Below are 18,314 nucleotides of genomic sequence, written 5' to 3'. Positions count from 1 at the left end.
AAATTTCAAAAATTTCACGACCAAAAAATATAGGAGAGAGTTTTGCGTGCCTGAACAACCGGTATGATTGACCTCAACGTAAATTCTCAACCCGGGGGGATTAAAATAAATTAATCTTCCGTTCATCATTTGGTTCGAAAATCATTTTTTCTTTTTTTCCAAACGTTTTAACGTTGTGTTCCTCAATGCTTAGCAGTTGTAAGTTGTCAGGGTTCAACGTTATATCATCATCCATATAGTTATCTGGTGTAATAGGTATGATGTGATCCACAATCGACTTGCCTTTGATTAACTTGCCACTCATATCAGAATGCATTCGTTTGTCTGTTCTTACTTGGTTGCGTAACTTACGCCACTTAGATGAATTATAAAAATCTCTTTGCCACTTCAAAAACCATTCAGGGTATTGCCGATAACTATTCATTGCTATCACCATATCCTGCTAGTCTATCCTGTATCATCTTGCCTAAGTCTTCTGATGATGATTCAGCATGTATGTCAGCTTCTATCTTCTTACCCCTTAGAATAGATAACTCATGTTCGTCCTTATTCCATTGAGTAGGCAATCTATTCTTTAACGCCCAGATAATTGCCGTAGTATCTGCTGGTACAAATCGCGTCTTTACTTCTCTAAGCTCTCGAACTTCATTCTGCTTATCGATTACTTCACGCACTACTACTTCATCAATGAATCTATCTCGTAGCTTAGTGAACAATCCATCTTCTGCAACGTTAGCCAATGCCGTTCTTAGATTAAGTTCTTCATCTGCTAATGCCTGAGCAAACTCTTCATGTGCTTCCCTGTAATTCTTTAATGTGGTTAAACTGATTCCCAACTCTTTGGCAATCTGACTATACTTAGCACCAGCCCGCCTCAGTTGTTTCACATCTTCCAAGTGAGGTTTCACTAGGCTGTCATATTTACTTGCCATAGTTACACACCTCCTTTGTTACTAATCACTAAATCCTATTGTTTTTCGGTTGTCTGCTTTTTGTTATACCTTTGAATTCGACTCCACTTTGACTAATTTATCTATGTTGCATTTAACTAGTTCATCAATTCGAACTTTACTACCATACGATTCTGAACGTCCAAGCTTATATGCTTCTAATACTAGTTGCAGCATATCCGTATTTACATTTTCGTTTGCCATATCATTCTCTCTTTCAGATTATCTTTGTTTAATATCGTCAACCGGACCCGGAACAATAACATGCGGATATAGTATCTCAATCCCACGGCTTTGATTCTTAACTGCACCAAGTGATTCAATTTCCGCTTCAGTCCAAATACCCATCTCATACATCATTTTGATAACAACGTACTGACGATTGTACTTGTCATCAGCTACTCCGAAAGTTGCTATTGTAAAATCATACTTACTACTGTCATTCATTGAATTCTTTAATGTGTAATTGTTGGAGAAATAATTAAATGAACTTCCACTACCAGCCTTGAATGTGTCTATTGTTATATATCCACGTGCAGCTTGAATGAAGTTTGCTGCGATTACTTGTCCTGCAATTTTTCCATCATCTAACGATACTGGGTGCCCATAACCATAGATTGCTGCATTGTCTCCGTAGTCATTTAGCGTCAACACCATTCCATTATCAAACTTAATTTTCCACGGTTTAGTGCTCGTATCTAAAACCCAATTCATCGGCGGCAATCTATCTGGAACTTCTGCGCTTTTCTTCCATGTCAAACCATATGCATCATAAGATAGGTAATAGTCATCTCCCACTTGAATAGGTGAGGGATAATCTGGCATTAAGAATCGATTACCCAAGTCATATACAACCACATTTCCGTAATCATTCAAATTAGTAATCTGTAGCATTATTGAAACTACTACTGACTCTTGTGTCATATTTAAGAATAATGTTTTACCACCGACAGTATACACTTCAACAACTGCTACAAATTGTCCGATATTCATTCCGGAGTTATCATAGCTACCTTTATCATTGGTCTGATAAACAGGTAACGTTGGTTCAATACCCATTGTGGTTAAATCATCCGCTGTTTGTACACGGTTCCAATTATCGGGTGCATCCTTACCATCAGTACCGTCTTTACCATCTGCTCCCGGTTTTCCTTCAGGTCCTTGTGCACCAGTTGCACCATCTTTACCGGGCAAACCCATCTCGCCTTGTGGTCCGGTATCGCCCTTATCCCCTTTGGGGCCGACTTCTCCCTGTGGGCCCTGTTCCCCACGATCACCTTTATCACCCTTGGCACCTTGTTCAATATCACCTACTACTTCATCAATGTACTTCTTTGCTTCACTCAACACAAAATCAAATGTAAGTTGTGGAACTAAATCACCGTCTTGATTCTTTGTATTCTGTTCTACTACAAATCTTGCAAAGCCTTCATCAGGATAAATAGACCTATCGCCATCTTCATCAACATTGAATTCGATGTAATACGTATCAACTGTTAGCTGCTCTAAGAATTCATTTGAGAAATCAACACGTGCAACTCCGTTCACTACTTCAACTTCAAACTCAAACAAAAAGCCACTAGCATTCTTAACTGATGCTGTGGCCTTAGTTGCTTTAATTCTCTTGTCGTTCTTTCGTAGATCGAAGTCGATAATTGTTTCCGTATCTGTAATCTTAGTATGTAACTTATTGTCGCTTACTTGTATTCTCTTATTTCTACCAACTATCATTACGCGCTCCGTTCGCTATTATTCAATGTTTTTTATATCCTTACCAATGTCATCTACGAAATTTTGTACTTCGGTTTTTGCTTCCGAAAATATATCTAATACTGCATCAGCATCTTTCTGTCTGTCTGCTATTTCTCGTATCATTGCGTCTAGAGAATCATTTATTGATGAAATTTTTCTGAACATTACATCATCTTCGTTTAATAAGATTTTTACTCTTAAAAAATATGTGTTTTTTGTTTGAAATAATGATGTTTTCATTCGAATAAATTCAGCTTCTCTAGTTTTTGTTGTCGTTCCTTCAAGTCTCTCAGACATAACAACATCAACAAATTTATTGGTATATGAATATATATTCGCAACAAAGTCAATTATCGCTGTCTGAATTTTTTCGTTATTTTTCTTTTTTATATCTCTATCATGCTCCACTCTTGCAAGATGATCAGACCAATAAGCGTTAACAACTAACCCAATTGCGGCGATTAATACGGAAAGTCCAACCCATTGAAAATGTGTACCATAAGAACTGGTCGAGAACCAGTAGTCTCTTAACTGAGTGTTATTCCATGCTGCCTTAATCCACACAATTCCAATATATGTTTCAAAAAAAATCATAACCCACCTCCAAGGATAGATTATACCAAAATAAAAAGCCACCATCCGAAGATGAGTGACTATCTGCCCCATGTTGTACGAGGTCTTTCACTTGTCCACTTGTTCCGTTCAAGCTACAAGCTTTAATGTAGTAGGTAAGGATTTGCACCTTACATGATCACTGCCGAGCTCCTGAGATTTGTGCGCACGTCTCCTAAAATGGTTATGATCTAACTAACTCTCAATTAGTATGCGTCTACCTATTCCGCCACTACCACACGAATCGTTTTATCAACTATTCGATAATACAATATTAGCACCGTATTTTAGCCCAAAACGGGCATTGTTTTTAAATCTTTTTTTACATTGAATTTAAAGTCGTCTCGCCAGCGCCTTGCAGTGCGTTCATCAACGTATTCACTAAATGCAATCATCTGCCATGTAAGATTGTTTCGATAATGATTTGATATTGCTCTCTTGTGTTCTGGCAAAAGATTATCATAATACTTCGATATGACATTCTCTTGCGTAATTAGCACTTGTAATTCGACATCTTCGTCTTCTCTAATCATTGCAATAGCATTTGGATCATTGTATTTATTTTGGGCCCGACCACCACCAACATTTTCATCCTGCTCACTAGAATGATTAATCTCGATTTTCCTAATTGCGATATTCAAATCTAGCTTGCCTTTAAAATAATCAGTCAATAATTTGTCAATCCTATCTGCCATTGACCACTCCTTATTCTTCCACATAGTATTCGTATGCAATCGCCGAATTTCCTGACTTTACATTTACCATGCCAAGGAATCTGGCAGATTCATGTTTGAGTAACCACTTATTCAGCTCTACCACGTTATATAAATCAAATATTGCGACTTGTCTTTGAACATGAGGATAAGGAAACGGACGAATCGGTTTCGCAGATACCGTCCCTACAAACTTAGTTTTTCCGAACATTATTTATTCCCCTTTGTTTTTAAGTCAGTAATAATGGCCGTATCATTATCACCAATGTATAACGTAATTTTATTTGCTGTGTCATTATCAACGAGCGTAAGATTTCGTCCCTTATGATCGAATCCAAAGTTACCTGTATAAGTGTAAGTCGTTTCACCCTTATAATTTTGAATATCAATGCGCCTAATTTGCTTATGCGCATATTCAATTTCTTTGGCTTTCTTGTCTTTGTTGTATTGTGCTGAATGAGTGTAATTATAATACTTTGAACTGATACCCAATCCAACCGCAGTAATAAATCCAAGTACCCCAATAGCCAAAATAACTAGTCCGATTTTTTTTGCTAACTCACTACCACTGAAATAAACAAAATATCCAATCAATCCCACAATAATGGGTACAGCAATAATAAAAATCCAAATCCAAAGCGATAGCGGTGTTGGTTCAATATGAAACATAATATTTTCCTCTTTTCTAGTTTATATGATTGTTAATATTCCATGCCATCTGGCAATTTTAATCCACGTTTATTAAGATATTTGAGCAATCTCTCGCCATCTTTAATCTCAAGTTTGAATAATGTTTCGTTAATTCCAATCTCATCTTTAAAATAATGGTGCTGACTATCACAGACCGCATCCTGTTTTTCATATGGACTTGCAACTTTCCACCACAATCTAATACGATTAGTTGCTATTTCAAAATAATCAGTATCAAGTTCGATGCCAATAAAATCACGATTCGTATTTATCGCTGCGATACCAGTTGAACCACTACCCATCACATTATCAAGTACAGTCTCACCATCATTGGAATATGTTTTAATCAACCATTCCATCAATTCAACGGGTTTTTGAGTTGGATGCAATTGTCCCTTTCCAACCTGATTTCTCATTGTCAAAATATCCGTTGGATGTTTCATATTACTTTTTGTACTAGCTGTGTTATTTGTCGTATTGAAATGTCCATAGATTCTATTTTTCGCAGTTCCTGAAGTTCCACGACTATGTGATGGCCCACTTCCTTCAGTTTTTTGCGAATTATACGTTGGTAATTTTTTATAGAAAACTAGGATATTCTCATGTTGTTTCAGCGGCATCCTATTTGCATTTAAAAATCCAGTGGTTCGCACCTTATTCCAAATGATTTCATATCGAAACATTTTCGGATTACTCATGACAAGTTGAGAAGTAAATGGCTGTTGTGAAAACAGAACAATTGCTCCATCATCTTTTATTAATCTGTTGTACTGCTCCCATAATTCATCAAACGGTATCATTATGTCCCATTTAGCTTTCGTTACCTGATATGGTAAATCGGCTAGTATCATATCCACTGAACGAGATGGTAGTTTTGCCATCTCTTGTAACGTTTCACCCTTGATTAATCTATTCACCATTACTCTGAATACCCCTCATTATCAATATGACTAATCAAACTCTGTGCATCATCAATCGCACTCGATAACTCTTCACTTGCTGCTGCAATCCGTACAAGATTATCTTCATCAACTGGAATCCCCATTAATTCAGAATGTGCTGCCTCGACATCTTCAAGTGCCTGCCTGATTTGCTCTTCTTCATCTGCTGTTCGTTCCATATCACTCACCTATAAATCATTCTTTAAATATGACTTTCCATTAAAAATTACAATTGCTGATGGAAATGGTGCAGCATCTTTTGCAATGCCATCGACTTCAAATTTCAAGCGACCTCTGATGAAAATTACTTCAGCTTTATTAAAAATATAATCATGCCAGTAACTCGTGTCTGTTCGCGCTGGGATTATGAATACAATCTGTTCAGATTTCTCTAGCGATGTCTCATATGCTTTTTGAACCCATTTACTCAACTCTCTGCCATATGGTGGATTGCAAAATAAATTACCCTCCAATAATGACCAGTCAACGTTCAACGAATTCTGTTCAGGTGAAATAAATTTCTTGCACTTAGCATTATCAGACCGAGCTGCCAAATCATACGTGAAATTATATTTTTCGTTTAAATTATTAAATAACTCTGTCGGCGTTTCCCAGTCTTGTTTATTCGATGTAAATAATCCTGAATTTATTGTCACGGTTACCACCACCAATCAACTAGAACAATCACAACAACAATTCCAGTGAGAACTAATGCAAGTTCAATTAGCCAAGCAAATACGCCAATCAACCCAGTGATTAATCCAAGTTGAATCCAGTAAAACCCGATGAAAGGTAATACCCAAACTAATGCAATGTACACCATCAACACAGCTAAGCCGGCAACTGCAACCAAAATTTTCACTGCCAGATTATTCAATAATTTGTCTCTCACCATAGCCTTGGATCCTCTCCATACATAATTTCTAATCGCGCTTTATTTGCTTCTTCTGGCTCGTTCGCTTGAAACTCTGCCCAGTCCTTATATCCGCGAAAACGTGCTTCTTCTTGCTTACGTTCTTCAATCATTATTCATCCACCTCGACTAATACTTGCTAATTACTAACGTTTCCCTGTTCAACGATTTTAAACATTTATCAGCTTGTTCGAATGTGGAAAACTTTGTCGCCTCAGAAAAATCACTAGTGTAATGCCAACCACCTTTATTTTTATCGATCAAAACATACGGATGCGGCATATCAATGAAAGCATATACATTTTCAATAAACCAATATGTCATGCTTCCACCTCTATCACTTCAAAATCACCAACCGCCCACTTTTCCGCTTCTTCTCGTGTATCAAACATGTAGGCATTGTCAATTGCGCTTCCCCGCTTATTATCTAACTCGTATACTGGTACATCGATTTCAAAATTATTGGTAGTCATAATAAACCACCAATTACCTGAGACATCTTGCACGTTCGATACAACAACGTACTTAACGTTCATTTCTCTCTGTTCATCAACAATCTCAAAGTGTTCATCAAACTTAGACTGTGTTAATTCAATTTTTTCCATCACTTATCCTCTTTCTGCGCCTTACGCGCCTTGTCTGACATCTGAGCCAGCATCACGTCTAACTCTGCCTGTTCAGCTGCTGAAATCTGCTGTGTTGGCTGATTATTCCAATCAGGTTGTGTCTCTCGAACTGGTAATTGTCGTTGTGATGACTTTGCCTGTATCGTGTAGTCATCGTTCCAACTTCTTTGATTAAAGAATGTAGATCCATGCTTGATATACATAACTGGTGTACCTTCTGCTTTGATATAAGCCTTGTACGCTTCGATACCTGCTCTTATCTGTTCAACAGTGTCACCATCTTTAATTGCTTTATTGAATGCTTTCTGAGCAACGCTCTTCCCTTTTTTATTCGGATACATTTCCCATAGTTTTTCGAAATCTTCCGAAAATCCAATTTTCGGTGCTTGTATATCTTTACTATCCTTACCTAACCTATCCTTACCTAACCTTACCTGTGGTGACGACTCGTTGACGACACGTGCACGTTCCGTAGACGGTTCGTTGACTTGGTATGCGCCATTGGCGTCAACACTGAGTTTCTGGCGTTCTTCCTTATACATTGTTTCGTTGTATGTGTCTTTACGAATGTAATTATGAATACGCCAATCTTTAATCACTACTACGCCGCTATCATCAAATGGAATCAAGAACTGTTTAGCAATTAAAATCTTTGCATCATCACCAGATGCGCCAATCATTCGCATGATGGTATTCACATTACTTACAAACCCATCGTCATCAGCATGCATATTCAAATGAAAATATAAAGCCTGTGTAGATAGTGGCATTTCTAGAAACGCATCTGTATCAGTTACTTTCTTGCTTATCATTCTTCGTTGAGCCATCTCTTACTCCTTTAGAAAGGCAAATCGTCATCAGTGATATTCATCTCATTACCACCAGAGAACGGATTGTTGTTTGTAGGTTGGCTGAATGGATCATTGTTGTTCTGCCCCTGCTTGTAACTTTCTGATTCAGCCTTTGTTTCTAGCAAATCAAAACTCTCAACAATCACTTCCGTCTTGAATACGGTTTGTCCTTCTTTATTTTGGTAGCTGCTCGTTTGTAAACGACCTTCAATCGCAACTCGTGCACCTTTGTGTGTGAAGTTAGCAAAGTTCTCAGCAGCCTTTTGCCAAATCGTTGCATTAAAGAAATCTGTTTCTCGCTCACCGTTTTGATTCGTACGGCGGCGGTCAACCGCAATACTGAATGATCCTACTGCTGTTCCTGATTGCGTATAGCGTAATTCAACGTCTCTAGCCAATCGTCCTACTAGTACTACTCTGTTCATCGTCAATCTCCTTCATTCGCTTGTATGTCATGATTCCTAATCTGTTCAATGTTTCTGCGTCCAACGTCACGCCTTTAACGTGATACTGGTCTTTAAATGTCAGCCACCCCATTTGATGGGCCAGTTGATGATGCTCACGGCACAATGCAATCAATAGCCGCCCGCGATGGTCCACCTTACGTCTGTCATTTCCCATTCCGATTGCATCAATGTGATGCACGTCTGCGTGTCTACCACATAGCACGCAGGAGCGATATTTGAGCGACTGATGCATGTAAGCGTCTAAATCGTCCTGATAGTCCAGACCTGTTTTTTTAAGCTGTATGTGCTCTTTTAAAGCTAAATCCAGAAGGAATGTGATAAATTCTCTGGCAGTTGTCATATCGACACTCGCAAAACTAAAATATTCGTGTCCTGTTTCAAATTCAAAAAGAAACTTCATCAGTTCTTTTATTTCTTCAGGTCCATATCCTGCCCAGTCCGAAATGTCACCCATAATCGCATATGCTTTTTTACGCTGTGTCTTACTAATCAATCGACCATCTGGAATGTTAATATATGCTTCAGGTTTCTCTTGCATTAGTAACCGTGAGACTTCACTAGCTTCTTCTAAACTTTCTAGTGACAAAGTAACTACATTACCGCTAACGTTTGTCACTCGTCCCCAAAAATCCATTTGCTACTCCTATGATTCTGCGATCGTCTTTAACCATTTGATTATGGTCTGTTTATTAGCGTCATCTAACGCATCAAACGCTTTTAAATTCGCCACTTTAAACGTATTATTCAATGCTGAATACACGGCTGCTTCTGTTTGTCCTTTACTTTCTTGAAGCTTTTTAACCCACAAAGTGAAGTAGCTATTCAATTCGTTGTGCGGTTTCTGATTGTTGGTTTTTGATTGTGTTCTATTCGATTCGTTTTGCTTTGCATACTCGTTGGTATCAGCATCCTTGCTATCGTCAATTAAGAACAATCCATTCAATGCATACTTGCGCGCATATGAACTTGTTGAACCTGTCACTTGGCTATCGTCCATACCTTTTTTCACTGCTGATTCACGAGCGTATCCCGTTACCACAACGAATTGTGTAGCATCTTCAATGTCGCGTAGTGTCGCCGTCGCATTGATGTATATACGATCACCAATCATTACCGGTTCATCTGTCAGCGTCAACGTTGTACCCTGTTCTTTCAGCAAAGGTTTAACAGCTTCCAGAATGTCCTCAACGCTACGGTAATTGTAATTACCAAACTTATTTTTCTGATTTTTTGGTGCTCTCAAATCAAACTGAATCGCTAATAGTTTTTCCTGAATATTCATCATTCAGCCTCACTTTCAATAATGACTTTTTTCTCGAATGGACTAACTACCAAACGAACTGAATATTGGTTTGTTAGATGCGTTACTCGGTCAACGAACTCTTGCCAGTTGTCTTGACTGACTGCGATTGCTGGCTCTTGCACAACTGGTTGAACATTGTCAGTCGTTGTAAGTTCATCGTGTTGCATTGCTTCTAACGCATCTTGTGCACGCTTGAGTTCCTGTTGTTCCTTTTCACGCCGTTGCTCATCAATAATCATGTCTTTAATCTTTGAGCTTGGATTACCCGCAGGTGTCCATAACTTTTTATCCGATGCAAAGCGTTCTGCCATGCCATCGGTATCAGCTTCTAGTCCGAACTTATCATTCAGAATATCTAGTCGCTTATTATTGTTTTCTTCGCTGTTCCATTCTTGCTCAATAGCAATCACAATGTTGCCTTTCAACAATTTAGCTTCTTTTTCCAAGTCCAATGCTGGCTGTATTTGCCTATTGAATTCAGTTTGAGCTGCTTTTTTAAATCGGCTTAATGCCGTAATAATCTTATTAACTTCATCCTTTTTATCCAGATTTGATTGGTCGGATGTGTTAATCGCTTTAATCTGTTCAGATAGTTGTGCCGGTGTAAATAAATCTTCACTAACCGTTATCATTTGTTCATTCATGTTATAATTACCTCAGGGATTAATGGATGGACTAGTTTTGCTGGCAGGCGACTAGTCCTTTTATTTCGTCCTCATAAATAACCATTTCTGATAATATTCGGACTGCATCATTTGCATTGATTACACGTTGACCACCAATAATCGAATTACCTTGAACTCGACCATTGAAAATCAAAATATGCTGGCGTTCACCATTTTTCACAAATGATTCAGGTGCAATGTACACGCCTAAGTTATTTTTAGCAGCAGTGACAATAATGTTAATTGCTGTTTCGGCTGTCATAAATTTTTACTTTCCTCACTTTTTTTAAAATCATTCATATCTATATCCAACACTTTTGCAATTTTAATTGCCGTTGATAGCTTAATATCAATCGGCCTTCCGTTCTTCATTTTATCTATCGTACTGTTACTTTTTATTTCAGCGTTTTTCATAAGCCAGTACCAAGAAACACCTTTTAAATCAACGTATTTCCGTATTATTTTCGATATATTCATTCGTAACTCTCCGTTATATTTTTCGTTCGAACATTTGCACATATCTCTTTTGAGAGATATAATTATCTACATAGAAATGAATGTATTTGTTATCGATAACAATCAACCATTTCTATAATTCAATTTGAAAGGAGAACCGCTTATGTCAAATTCAATTAAACCTGGCACTGACAACCAGAAGCCAGGTCACTATGTTGAAGTCGGACCACGTGGCGGACGTGTGTCTGGTGGTCATAATGCGACAATCGGTCGTGGTGATCGCTTGCCACCTACCACTAAGCCTGGCAACGGTTGGCGTCGAGGCTAGAATTCTAAAATGTCATAGTTGCTGCTATGGCATTTTTGTTTGTCTTTTTCCATTCACATAATATCGTTTACTAAATTGATATGACCATTTGAAAAAATTAATTTGAATCCAAGAAACATAAACTTCATTCATTTGTTCATCCATATATCGAGTCATATAATGATTCATTTTCATCACCCTACTTTCCTAGCTCATTCAGCATCACAAACGTGTCATTTAATCGCGCTTCACGTGCTTCTGCATACTCCGCAAATATCTTTCGATTGCGGGCCAGCCGTGTTACTTCTTCAATCGCTGCATAAATTAATACTGATACCAGCAAAATTGATATACCTGTTCCAGCTGTTAATACATAATTCATCATTTTATAAACCCTTTCTTACCACTCAGGCAATTTCAAATACCTCTCGAAATCTGACCTTAGATACGATGGCCGATGCGTTGGCGTTCGATTAGGAACATTTTTTATAAATACTTTGCTAGGACGGATTATTTTATCGAAATAATCACGGCTCCATCCTGTATCCTCAAGAATGTCGTTAATTCTCATAACTGAATGTAATTTATCCATTCAATCACTCCCCCCTATACATCTAGTTCGACTTGCTGGGCTTCTATTAGTGCTACTGTTGACGGGCTCCATGTATCAATAAAATTGATTACTCTGTCGAAGTCCTTACTCTTAATTCGTGACCGATTAAGTGCGCCTGTATATCGTTTAATTTGACTGTTTAGATCCTTAAATAGTGGCCCAAGTTTAATGTTTGTATGCACATCCGAAAATGTGTGCACTCGATTTCGAACTGCTGTAGCAATCGAGTTATAATCACTCGCATTAATCACTGCATTCTCTTTGATTTCAGTTACATCATCTTCAAGTTTTGTAACTCGCTTCTGAGTATCAACTCCACTCTCTAAAGCTAATTGCATCTTTTGTTCTAATGTCATTGGTGCAGCATAGCTTCCAGTTTTACGAATTGATGGTAATACTTCAGTTGTCACCCACTTCTTAAATCGCTTTGCCGATTCTAGCTTCGACCCAAAGATTAGTGAGTAAACGCCAGATTCATTTATAACTGTCATATTTTGAATACCACCGGGGTCTGTATTTCACCGACCCCTTTATCTTCGATATCTACATGTTGCTTTAATGCATCCGCAGTTCTCTTATATCCCAAAACATCCGCTACATCCTTACCGACAAAATACGGTTCATTATCAATTACTACCGTTCGAACATTCATCTGTTCGAAATTAAATACTGTTACATTTTCCATTTAAACTTCTCCAATCTGTTATTGGCCCTCTCATTTGTTATGATTATTAGAAAAGGAATATTTATAATGCTTTTCACTAATTTCATTAACTTGCGCTGGTTACACTCCAAAAAATCTGAAAAACTACTACTACAGTCAGACGTTGATTTTCTGATACGCCATAAGTACATTGTTGAAGATTTCAAATTAATCGAAACGGAACCCGGTGTTTTAGATCACATGCCATTAGGTAATGGTAAATTTCGCATTACTGATGCTGGAGTAGATTACTTACATCAAATTGAAGAAGTAAACTGGTCATCACTCCGTTCTTGGATCGCATTAGTAATTAGCATGATTCTCCTGGCACTTAAATTTATCGGCTAATAATATAACTCAACTATCAAAGCAATAATCGACAATATAAGCGCAAACCAACTAGCAAAATAATTTGGTTTGTGCGTTTTTTGTTTCTTTAAGCCGAATTCATCTCTTTCAGGTTTCATATACTTTTCTCCTATTCAGCAAAATTCAAAATGTTCTTCATCTCCTGTACATATTTCTTTTCAGATTTAGTAAGCTCTACATCGTTTTGCATCTTTTGAGTTAGTGAACTCAAATAAGAACCTTTTAACGATGTTCCCTTACTGTTATAAATCTGACTTGCTAACCATTCCCATGATCGATTCATGTTATTCAACACGTTATCAATTCGAATGTATAAAGCACTTGAAGCCATATATTCGTCCTCCCTCTATTTATTTTGTTAATTGATTTAATAATTTTATTTACAAAAAGTACAATTCGTTGTACTATAATTGCATAACAAATAAGCCGATAAAAAACATGTATTTATCTTATATAGCCTGCCAGCTCAAGATTAACGTTTTGTTTTACGGTCTCTTTTATGAACAAAAATAATTAAATAACTTAACAAATATTATAGTACAACCTTTTGTAATTTATGTAAAGGATTAATTTCAATCTATTGTACTTTTTATTGATATTAGTATGGAGAGATTTTTATGACCCTTTTAGAAAATACCAAAAAAATGGCGAAAGAACGTGGACTTTCTCTAACAGATGTCGCCACTAAAGCTGGAATAGCCCAAAAATCAATATACCAATGGAATAGGGTAACACCTAAAGCCGACACGTTAAAAGCAGTTGCCGACGTACTGGGGTATCCACTGACTTTTTACTTGGAAATACTGATGTAGTTGCTAATAACAACCAACCTTCTCAATATCAATCCGATTTAAAAGAAGTGTTTGACAACAACCCCATTCTTTCTTTTGATGGAAAAGAAATTCCAGAAGCTGAGTTAAAAATTATTCGTCGTATTTTGGAGGATATGGATGACTAGTGATTTAATTGATTACCTATTGACGTATTGTATTAATAAGAAAATAGATGTTAAATTTACCAATAAATTAGATGAGTCCACGCCCGACATTTGTTACCCAAAACATCGAAAAATAATTATTAACAAAAACTACAACACGATCATTTCCATCGCTTTTCGACTAGCACATGAAATGAGCCATATTCTATATGGTGATAGTGATGCGCAGGGTGTATATGCATTCTCACCTTTAAGTAAAAAATTTGAAGAACGTCTAGCTCACGAAAATGGAATCGAATTAATAGCGAGATATGTATATAGCGACACACCAGTTGAGAATCGAAACTATTTGAATTTTATGTATGAATTTGGTTTACCATCATCATTCGAAAATACTGTATCTGACATCGTGAAAAAAATTTAACTTACTACGTCCAATCATGAATGACGTTAAAAGCTGATTTTAAGGAGTTATGTATTATGACTGTATTTGGTGCTCTCTTATTACTTATAGCTATCGGTATGCTAATTGTTATAGGGGTCAAACTAATCATAGATAAAGCAAAAAAAATCGAAGAGGTTAGTGCAAAAAACAAGCGCACTATGAAAATAACTTTCATTCTAGTTATCGCAGGTATTTTGTTTATGATAATCGGAGTGTCTAACTCATCAAAGACCTCGAATAAGTCAGATACGGAATCAACTAAAAGTGTTAGTGACAAAAAAATGGTTTCTAAGTTTAACAAATTATTAGTAGATCATTTAACCGAAGACAAAGGATTTGCCACCGGTAAACTAGATGAAAATGGTAAAGAGTTACCTGATGGTCAAACCAAAGAACCAAATATTAACTTTGCATGGTCACTTTACGTGAACAAAATTGAGTACAACTACGCCGGTACAGAAGCCATCAAAGTTTACTTAAGTAAGGATGCTATTGATACATTAACTAAATCAGAGATTTTAGAGGTCGCAAAAAAAGCACAATCCGCTGCTGCCTCTCAAATATTTATGGATAACAAGATGGTTAAATTTTTCGATTTGAATACGAAAGACAATAGCAATTTAACATTCACAGTTGTTACTGATGCATCTGGAAAAGAAATTGGACGTTCTTCCGCACTAGATAACTCATTAACATTAGATTCATTTAAATAAAAAAATCACATCCCCCTATCGCCAAACAGTAGGATGTGATTTACCCAAAAAGTACTATTACTAGCTCTTTTCTGTATAAATTATACCACAGACCTGAGCATGTCTTTAAACTGCTCTTAAAACGATAGGAAGGTTAGGTTTAAACTAACATTATGGCTATTTATAAAACCAGTGCAGGTTGGCGTGCCGATTATACATATAAGGATGCCAGTGGAAAATATAAAAAGAAATCAAAAACAGGTTTTAAAACCAAGAGATTAGCAGATGAATGGTTAACCAAAGTTAAAAATGATTCTGAGAAAATTAAAAACCCTTACCATGATTGGAATTTTGTTGATTATTTCGATATGAATATGAATCTTAAAATAGATTCCGGAATTAAACCTGCAACCAAAGATGCATGGCGAGCAGTTAGAGAATACATTGTTATTAAGTATTTTGCAGATATAAAAATAAGCGAATTAACTCGTGAAAAATATCAACGATTTCTAAACGAATATTCTATCGGACACACTGCTAATACTGTTAAAAAAAGACATCAAATTATTAATTCTATTATTCAACAAGCCTTTCATGATGGCATAATTTCGATCGACCCTACCTATAATGTAAAGATAACAGGCACAAAAGATAGCAAAGATGCGTCAGAAAAATTTCTAGAAGCTGACGAATTAATAAAGTTAATTGAGTATTTTAGTCAGGAAAAACGGCTGTCTGATAATTCTGCTCTTTCATCATTCATGATAGTTTTAATTGCGTATTCTGGATTACGAGCTGGTGAAGCTCTCGCACTTACTAGAGATGACATAAATTTAGAAAAACAAACAATATCAATTAATAAGACAAAAGGACGCGACGGAATAAATACCACACCAAAAACTAAAAATTCAATCCGTGAAATTAAAATGCCTAGCAACTTTTTTGAGATATATAATTTATTTATCTCTCATAAACACACATGGAATAAAAATTACGAGTTATTTGACGGAAGGAGAATAGCTTCGAATCCGAATAAAACTCTTGAGCTTTATGAGTTAAAGAACAATTTCAAAAATATTGTTTCTATACATGGATTAAGACACTCTCACGCATCCTATTTGCTTTCTAAGGGAATTAATATTGCTTACATTTCAAAACGTCTAGGGCACGCTAATATTGCAATTACACAAACTATTTATATTCATCTATTAAACGAACAAGCATTAAAGGAAGAACAAAGAACAATTAATATGCTCAATAATATGATCTAATATCACTAAAAATTTGGTGCGAATTTGGTGCGAATTTTTTAAAATGGTGCGAATTTGGTGCGAATTTTTAATGAATTACCACGAATTAAAACGAATTAAAACGAATAATAAAAAGCCGTCTATCGTTGGTATATAGCCAACGATAGCGACTTAACAATGTTTTACGGACGCAAACGATTCATAGTACGTGGGAATGGAATGGCCTCTCGAATGTGTTCCTCACCAGTAATCCAAGTGACTGCACGTTCCAATCCAAGACCAAATCCTGAATGTGGCACTGATCCATATTTACGCAAATCAAGGTACCATTCGTACTCTGATAAATCTAGTCCCTCTTCTTCGATCCGTTGCTTCAAATAGTCATAATCTGTATCACGTTCAGATCCACCAATAATTTCCCCATAGCCCTCTGGTGCTAACAAATCAGCAGAAATAACAACGTCATCTCGAGTTGCATGGCGCTTCATATAGAAAGCTTTAATGGCTTTAGGGAAATTGAGGATAAAGACTGGGCTTGCAAAATGATTTGCCAAAAATGTCTCTTCTGGCGAGCCAAAATCAACACCCCACTCAACGTCAAAACCATTATCTTGTAGGAGCTTGATGGCATCATCATATGACACACGAGGATATGGCAATTTCGTATAGGTTGCAAGTAACGCCTTATCTCGTCCTAGCAAGTCTAATTCATAGTCATTGCGATCCAAAACAGCTTGAATCAAATAGGCGATATAGCGTTCTTGTACCTCTAATGACGCTGCTTGATCCATCCAAGCCATTTCAGGTTCAATCATCCAAAATTCAGTCAAATGACGACGTGTTTTTGACTTTTCGGCGCGGAAAGTTGGGCCAAATGTAAATACTTTCCCAAATGCCATCGCACCTGCTTCAGCATATAACTGTCCAGTCTGTGACAAATAAGCTTCAGTATCAAAATATTGTGTTGAGAACAATTCTGTCGTACCTTCTGGTGCAGATCCGGTCAAGAATGGGGCATCAACCTTAATAAATCCTTCTTTATTGAAAAACTCATATGTTGCCGCGATAATTGTATTGCGAATTCGCAATACAGCAAACGGTTGAATATGTCGTAAGTAAAGATGACGATGATCCATCAAAAAATCAGTCCCATGCTCTTTGGGCGTAATTGGGTACCCATCAGACTCACCAACGACAACCAAATCCTTAACGTCCATCTCATACCCAAAAGCGGAACGCTCATCAGCTTTGATAGTACCAGTCAAATACATACTGGTTTCTTGCTTGAGTTCTTTAGCTTTGGCAAAAATATCTTCACCAACTTCCTCTTTTACAACAACTGCTTGCATAAAGGCCGTACCATCACGCAATTGTAAAAATTGAAGTTTTCCAGAACCACGCTTATTGCGTAACCATGCACCAATGCGTACATCTTGACCAACATAATTTTTAACGTCTTCTAAACGAATTGTATCCATTTTTTTCCCCTTTATTGTTCTCCAATAAACAGACTCATAACCAATTTATAAATTGCGAATGGTCCGAACTACTTTACCATTTGAAAATTGAATCGTAATGAAATTTAACATACCATTACGGTCGATAAATTTAACTTCCCATACTGGTACATGCTGATACAGACTCATACCTACATTTGTAATTTTTTGTGGTTGATATTGCCTAACCACTTTTTGTTTAATTTGCTGATATGAGAGGCCATCCGACATATTAATGACCGTCATTTTCTTCGTTTTTGCCGAAACAATGACCCCAGTCGTTTGTCCTTTTGAATTTTTACCAATCAGTGTGTAATACGTTTTTTTACGACTACTCCAATAAAATTGATCAACTTGCTTTAACTTTTTCTTTTGCAATACCAATTCACTGTAAACTTTGTTTGCATGATTAATTGGTCGCAAACTGGTCGCAATCACACTGTAAACACCTAACAATACGACAAATAACCCAATAATGATGCCATATAACCAATGTCTTATTTTGTTGCGCCGTCGAATTGCATTTTGACGTGCCTGCATTATTTTGGCCCCCATACTTGCTT

The 18,314-nt window shown here is 36.8% G+C and carries 32 protein-coding genes and 1 pseudogene; 6 read left to right on the top strand and 27 right to left on the bottom strand.

The window, feature by feature from the left end:
* Positions 1 to 100 precede the first annotated feature (100 nt).
* The 20 genes from H9L19_RS06785 to H9L19_RS06690 form a co-directional block, all read right to left on the bottom strand.
* Positions 101 to 424 carry an HNH endonuclease signature motif containing protein gene (locus tag H9L19_RS06785; protein WP_243198154.1) on the bottom strand — a complete coding sequence of 108 codons (324 nt, stop codon included), beginning with the start codon at positions 422 to 424 and terminating at the stop codon, positions 101 to 103.
* Positions 417 to 908 carry a helix-turn-helix domain-containing protein gene (locus tag H9L19_RS06780; RefSeq protein ID WP_187528911.1) on the bottom strand — a complete coding sequence of 164 codons (492 nt, stop codon included), beginning with the start codon at positions 906 to 908 and terminating at the stop codon, positions 417 to 419. The genes H9L19_RS06785 and H9L19_RS06780 overlap by 8 nt, the downstream gene beginning before the upstream one ends.
* Positions 909 to 1,172: 264 nt before the next feature.
* Positions 1,173 to 2,681 carry a collagen-like protein gene (locus H9L19_RS08420; RefSeq protein WP_187528910.1) on the bottom strand — a complete coding sequence of 503 codons (1,509 nt, stop codon included), beginning with the start codon at positions 2,679 to 2,681 and terminating at the stop codon, positions 1,173 to 1,175.
* A gap of 18 nt (positions 2,682 to 2,699) precedes the next feature.
* The gene (locus tag H9L19_RS06770) at positions 2,700 to 3,296 is read right to left on the bottom strand and encodes a hypothetical protein (protein ID WP_187528909.1); all 597 of its coding nucleotides are present in this window, start codon (positions 3,294 to 3,296) and stop codon (positions 2,700 to 2,702) included.
* A gap of 305 nt (positions 3,297 to 3,601) precedes the next feature.
* A complete protein-coding gene (locus H9L19_RS06765) occupies positions 3,602 to 4,009 on the bottom strand; it encodes a DUF722 domain-containing protein (protein WP_187528908.1) in 408 nt (135 codons plus the stop codon).
* Between the two features lie 10 nt (positions 4,010 to 4,019).
* Positions 4,020 to 4,238, bottom strand: a complete 219-nt coding sequence (locus H9L19_RS06760; RefSeq protein ID WP_187528907.1) for a hypothetical protein — start codon at positions 4,236 to 4,238, stop codon at positions 4,020 to 4,022.
* Positions 4,238 to 4,696, bottom strand: coding sequence for a hypothetical protein (locus H9L19_RS06755; protein WP_187528906.1), 459 nt, complete (start codon positions 4,694 to 4,696; stop codon positions 4,238 to 4,240). Before H9L19_RS06755 ends, H9L19_RS06760 begins: the two co-directional genes overlap by 1 nt.
* 32 nt (positions 4,697 to 4,728) lie before the next feature.
* Positions 4,729 to 5,637, bottom strand: coding sequence for a DNA-methyltransferase (locus H9L19_RS06750; RefSeq protein ID WP_187528905.1), 909 nt, complete (start codon positions 5,635 to 5,637; stop codon positions 4,729 to 4,731).
* The gene (locus H9L19_RS06745) at positions 5,637 to 5,837 is read right to left on the bottom strand and encodes a hypothetical protein (protein ID WP_187528904.1); all 201 of its coding nucleotides are present in this window, start codon (positions 5,835 to 5,837) and stop codon (positions 5,637 to 5,639) included. Before H9L19_RS06745 ends, H9L19_RS06750 begins: the two co-directional genes overlap by 1 nt.
* A gap of 9 nt (positions 5,838 to 5,846) precedes the next feature.
* Entirely contained in the window at positions 5,847 to 6,314 is a 468-nt protein-coding gene (locus H9L19_RS06740) for a DNA N-6-adenine-methyltransferase (protein ID WP_187528903.1), read from the bottom strand.
* 2 nt (positions 6,315 to 6,316) lie between these two features.
* Positions 6,317 to 6,553, bottom strand: coding sequence for a hypothetical protein (locus H9L19_RS06735; RefSeq protein WP_187528902.1), 237 nt, complete (start codon positions 6,551 to 6,553; stop codon positions 6,317 to 6,319).
* Positions 6,547 to 6,684 carry a hypothetical protein gene (locus H9L19_RS06730; RefSeq protein WP_187528901.1) on the bottom strand — a complete coding sequence of 46 codons (138 nt, stop codon included), beginning with the start codon at positions 6,682 to 6,684 and terminating at the stop codon, positions 6,547 to 6,549. Before H9L19_RS06730 ends, H9L19_RS06735 begins: the two co-directional genes overlap by 7 nt.
* 207 nt (positions 6,685 to 6,891) lie before the next feature.
* Positions 6,892 to 7,176, bottom strand: coding sequence for a hypothetical protein (locus H9L19_RS06725; RefSeq protein ID WP_187528900.1), 285 nt, complete (start codon positions 7,174 to 7,176; stop codon positions 6,892 to 6,894).
* Positions 7,176 to 8,024 carry a DNA replication protein gene (locus H9L19_RS08335; protein ID WP_243198151.1) on the bottom strand — a complete coding sequence of 283 codons (849 nt, stop codon included), beginning with the start codon at positions 8,022 to 8,024 and terminating at the stop codon, positions 7,176 to 7,178. The genes H9L19_RS06725 and H9L19_RS08335 overlap by 1 nt, the downstream gene beginning before the upstream one ends.
* Positions 8,025 to 8,035: 11 nt before the next feature.
* Positions 8,036 to 8,473 carry a single-stranded DNA-binding protein gene (gene ssb / locus H9L19_RS06715; protein ID WP_187528899.1) on the bottom strand — a complete coding sequence of 146 codons (438 nt, stop codon included), beginning with the start codon at positions 8,471 to 8,473 and terminating at the stop codon, positions 8,036 to 8,038.
* Positions 8,439 to 9,149 carry a putative HNHc nuclease gene (locus tag H9L19_RS06710; RefSeq protein ID WP_187528898.1) on the bottom strand — a complete coding sequence of 237 codons (711 nt, stop codon included), beginning with the start codon at positions 9,147 to 9,149 and terminating at the stop codon, positions 8,439 to 8,441. The genes ssb and H9L19_RS06710 overlap by 35 nt, the downstream gene beginning before the upstream one ends.
* Before the next feature lie 9 nt (positions 9,150 to 9,158).
* Positions 9,159 to 9,800, bottom strand: a complete 642-nt coding sequence (locus H9L19_RS06705; RefSeq protein WP_187528897.1) for an ERF family protein — start codon at positions 9,798 to 9,800, stop codon at positions 9,159 to 9,161.
* Positions 9,797 to 10,462 carry a hypothetical protein gene (locus H9L19_RS06700; protein ID WP_187528896.1) on the bottom strand — a complete coding sequence of 222 codons (666 nt, stop codon included), beginning with the start codon at positions 10,460 to 10,462 and terminating at the stop codon, positions 9,797 to 9,799. The genes H9L19_RS06705 and H9L19_RS06700 overlap by 4 nt, the downstream gene beginning before the upstream one ends.
* 31 nt (positions 10,463 to 10,493) lie before the next feature.
* A complete protein-coding gene (locus H9L19_RS06695) occupies positions 10,494 to 10,745 on the bottom strand; it encodes a hypothetical protein (RefSeq protein WP_187528895.1) in 252 nt (83 codons plus the stop codon).
* Complete coding sequence (locus tag H9L19_RS06690; RefSeq protein ID WP_187528894.1) at positions 10,742 to 10,960, bottom strand: helix-turn-helix domain-containing protein; 219 nt, start codon at positions 10,958 to 10,960, stop codon at positions 10,742 to 10,744. Before H9L19_RS06690 ends, H9L19_RS06695 begins: the two co-directional genes overlap by 4 nt.
* Positions 10,961 to 11,102: 142 nt before the next feature.
* Between H9L19_RS06690 and H9L19_RS06685 the strand changes: the two genes are divergently transcribed.
* On the top strand, positions 11,103 to 11,267 hold the full coding sequence (locus H9L19_RS06685) for a YjzC family protein (protein ID WP_187528893.1): 165 nt from the start codon (positions 11,103 to 11,105) through the stop codon (positions 11,265 to 11,267).
* A 24-nt stretch (positions 11,268 to 11,291) separates the two neighbouring features.
* Here the strand turns inward: H9L19_RS06685 and H9L19_RS06680 are convergent, their stop codons facing one another.
* From H9L19_RS06680 to H9L19_RS06670, 3 genes and pseudogenes are all read right to left on the bottom strand, one after another.
* The gene (locus H9L19_RS06680) at positions 11,292 to 11,441 is read right to left on the bottom strand and encodes a hypothetical protein (protein ID WP_187529971.1); all 150 of its coding nucleotides are present in this window, start codon (positions 11,439 to 11,441) and stop codon (positions 11,292 to 11,294) included.
* Between the two features lie 4 nt (positions 11,442 to 11,445).
* A complete protein-coding gene (locus H9L19_RS06675) occupies positions 11,446 to 11,631 on the bottom strand; it encodes a hypothetical protein (RefSeq protein WP_187528892.1) in 186 nt (61 codons plus the stop codon).
* A 221-nt stretch (positions 11,632 to 11,852) separates the two neighbouring features.
* Positions 11,853 to 12,544 (bottom strand): annotated as a pseudogene (locus H9L19_RS06670) (BRO family protein).
* A 90-nt stretch (positions 12,545 to 12,634) separates the two neighbouring features.
* On the opposite strand from H9L19_RS06670, the gene H9L19_RS06665 reads away from it, so the two are divergent.
* On the top strand, positions 12,635 to 12,910 hold the full coding sequence (locus tag H9L19_RS06665) for a hypothetical protein (protein ID WP_187528891.1): 276 nt from the start codon (positions 12,635 to 12,637) through the stop codon (positions 12,908 to 12,910).
* Here the strand turns inward: H9L19_RS06665 and H9L19_RS08415 are convergent.
* Together H9L19_RS08415 and H9L19_RS06660 are read right to left on the bottom strand one after the other, a co-directional pair.
* Entirely contained in the window at positions 12,907 to 13,029 is a 123-nt protein-coding gene (locus H9L19_RS08415; RefSeq protein ID WP_276509295.1) for a hypothetical protein, read from the bottom strand. The genes H9L19_RS06665 and H9L19_RS08415 overlap by 4 nt on opposite strands.
* 11 nt (positions 13,030 to 13,040) lie before the next feature.
* Positions 13,041 to 13,262, bottom strand: coding sequence for a hypothetical protein (locus H9L19_RS06660; RefSeq protein ID WP_187528890.1), 222 nt, complete (start codon positions 13,260 to 13,262; stop codon positions 13,041 to 13,043).
* A gap of 286 nt (positions 13,263 to 13,548) precedes the next feature.
* Here H9L19_RS06660 and H9L19_RS08330 point away from each other — a divergent pair, with 286 nt between their 5' ends.
* The 4 genes from H9L19_RS08330 to H9L19_RS06640 all read left to right on the top strand — a co-directional run bounded on the left by H9L19_RS08330 (position 13,549) and on the right by H9L19_RS06640 (position 16,276).
* Positions 13,549 to 13,743 carry a helix-turn-helix domain-containing protein gene (locus H9L19_RS08330; protein WP_243198150.1) on the top strand — a complete coding sequence of 65 codons (195 nt, stop codon included), beginning with the start codon at positions 13,549 to 13,551 and terminating at the stop codon, positions 13,741 to 13,743.
* Between the two features lie 138 nt (positions 13,744 to 13,881).
* Positions 13,882 to 14,292: a hypothetical protein gene (locus tag H9L19_RS06650; RefSeq protein ID WP_187528889.1), complete on the top strand. Its 411-nt coding sequence runs from the start codon at positions 13,882 to 13,884 to the stop codon at positions 14,290 to 14,292.
* A gap of 56 nt (positions 14,293 to 14,348) precedes the next feature.
* Entirely contained in the window at positions 14,349 to 15,026 is a 678-nt protein-coding gene (locus tag H9L19_RS06645; protein WP_187528888.1) for a putative holin-like toxin, read from the top strand.
* Positions 15,027 to 15,178: 152 nt separating this feature from the next.
* The gene (locus H9L19_RS06640) at positions 15,179 to 16,276 is read left to right on the top strand and encodes a site-specific integrase (protein ID WP_187528887.1); all 1,098 of its coding nucleotides are present in this window, start codon (positions 15,179 to 15,181) and stop codon (positions 16,274 to 16,276) included.
* Between the two features lie 161 nt (positions 16,277 to 16,437).
* On the opposite strand, the gene asnS is transcribed toward H9L19_RS06640, so the two are convergent.
* Together asnS and H9L19_RS06630 are read right to left on the bottom strand one after the other, a co-directional pair.
* Positions 16,438 to 17,733 (bottom strand): asparagine--tRNA ligase, encoded by a 1,296-nt coding sequence (gene asnS, locus H9L19_RS06635; protein WP_187528886.1) that lies wholly within the window; start codon positions 17,731 to 17,733, stop codon positions 16,438 to 16,440.
* Positions 17,734 to 17,778: 45 nt separating this feature from the next.
* Positions 17,779 to 18,291 carry a cell wall elongation regulator TseB-like domain-containing protein gene (locus H9L19_RS06630; protein WP_187528885.1) on the bottom strand — a complete coding sequence of 171 codons (513 nt, stop codon included), beginning with the start codon at positions 18,289 to 18,291 and terminating at the stop codon, positions 17,779 to 17,781.
* Positions 18,292 to 18,314: the final 23 nt, after the last annotated feature.

The sequence above is a fragment of the Weissella diestrammenae genome (assembly GCF_014397255.1).
Lineage (GTDB): Bacteria > Bacillota > Bacilli > Lactobacillales > Lactobacillaceae > Weissella > Weissella diestrammenae.
This window is presented reverse-complemented; position numbering and strand designations above follow the sequence as displayed.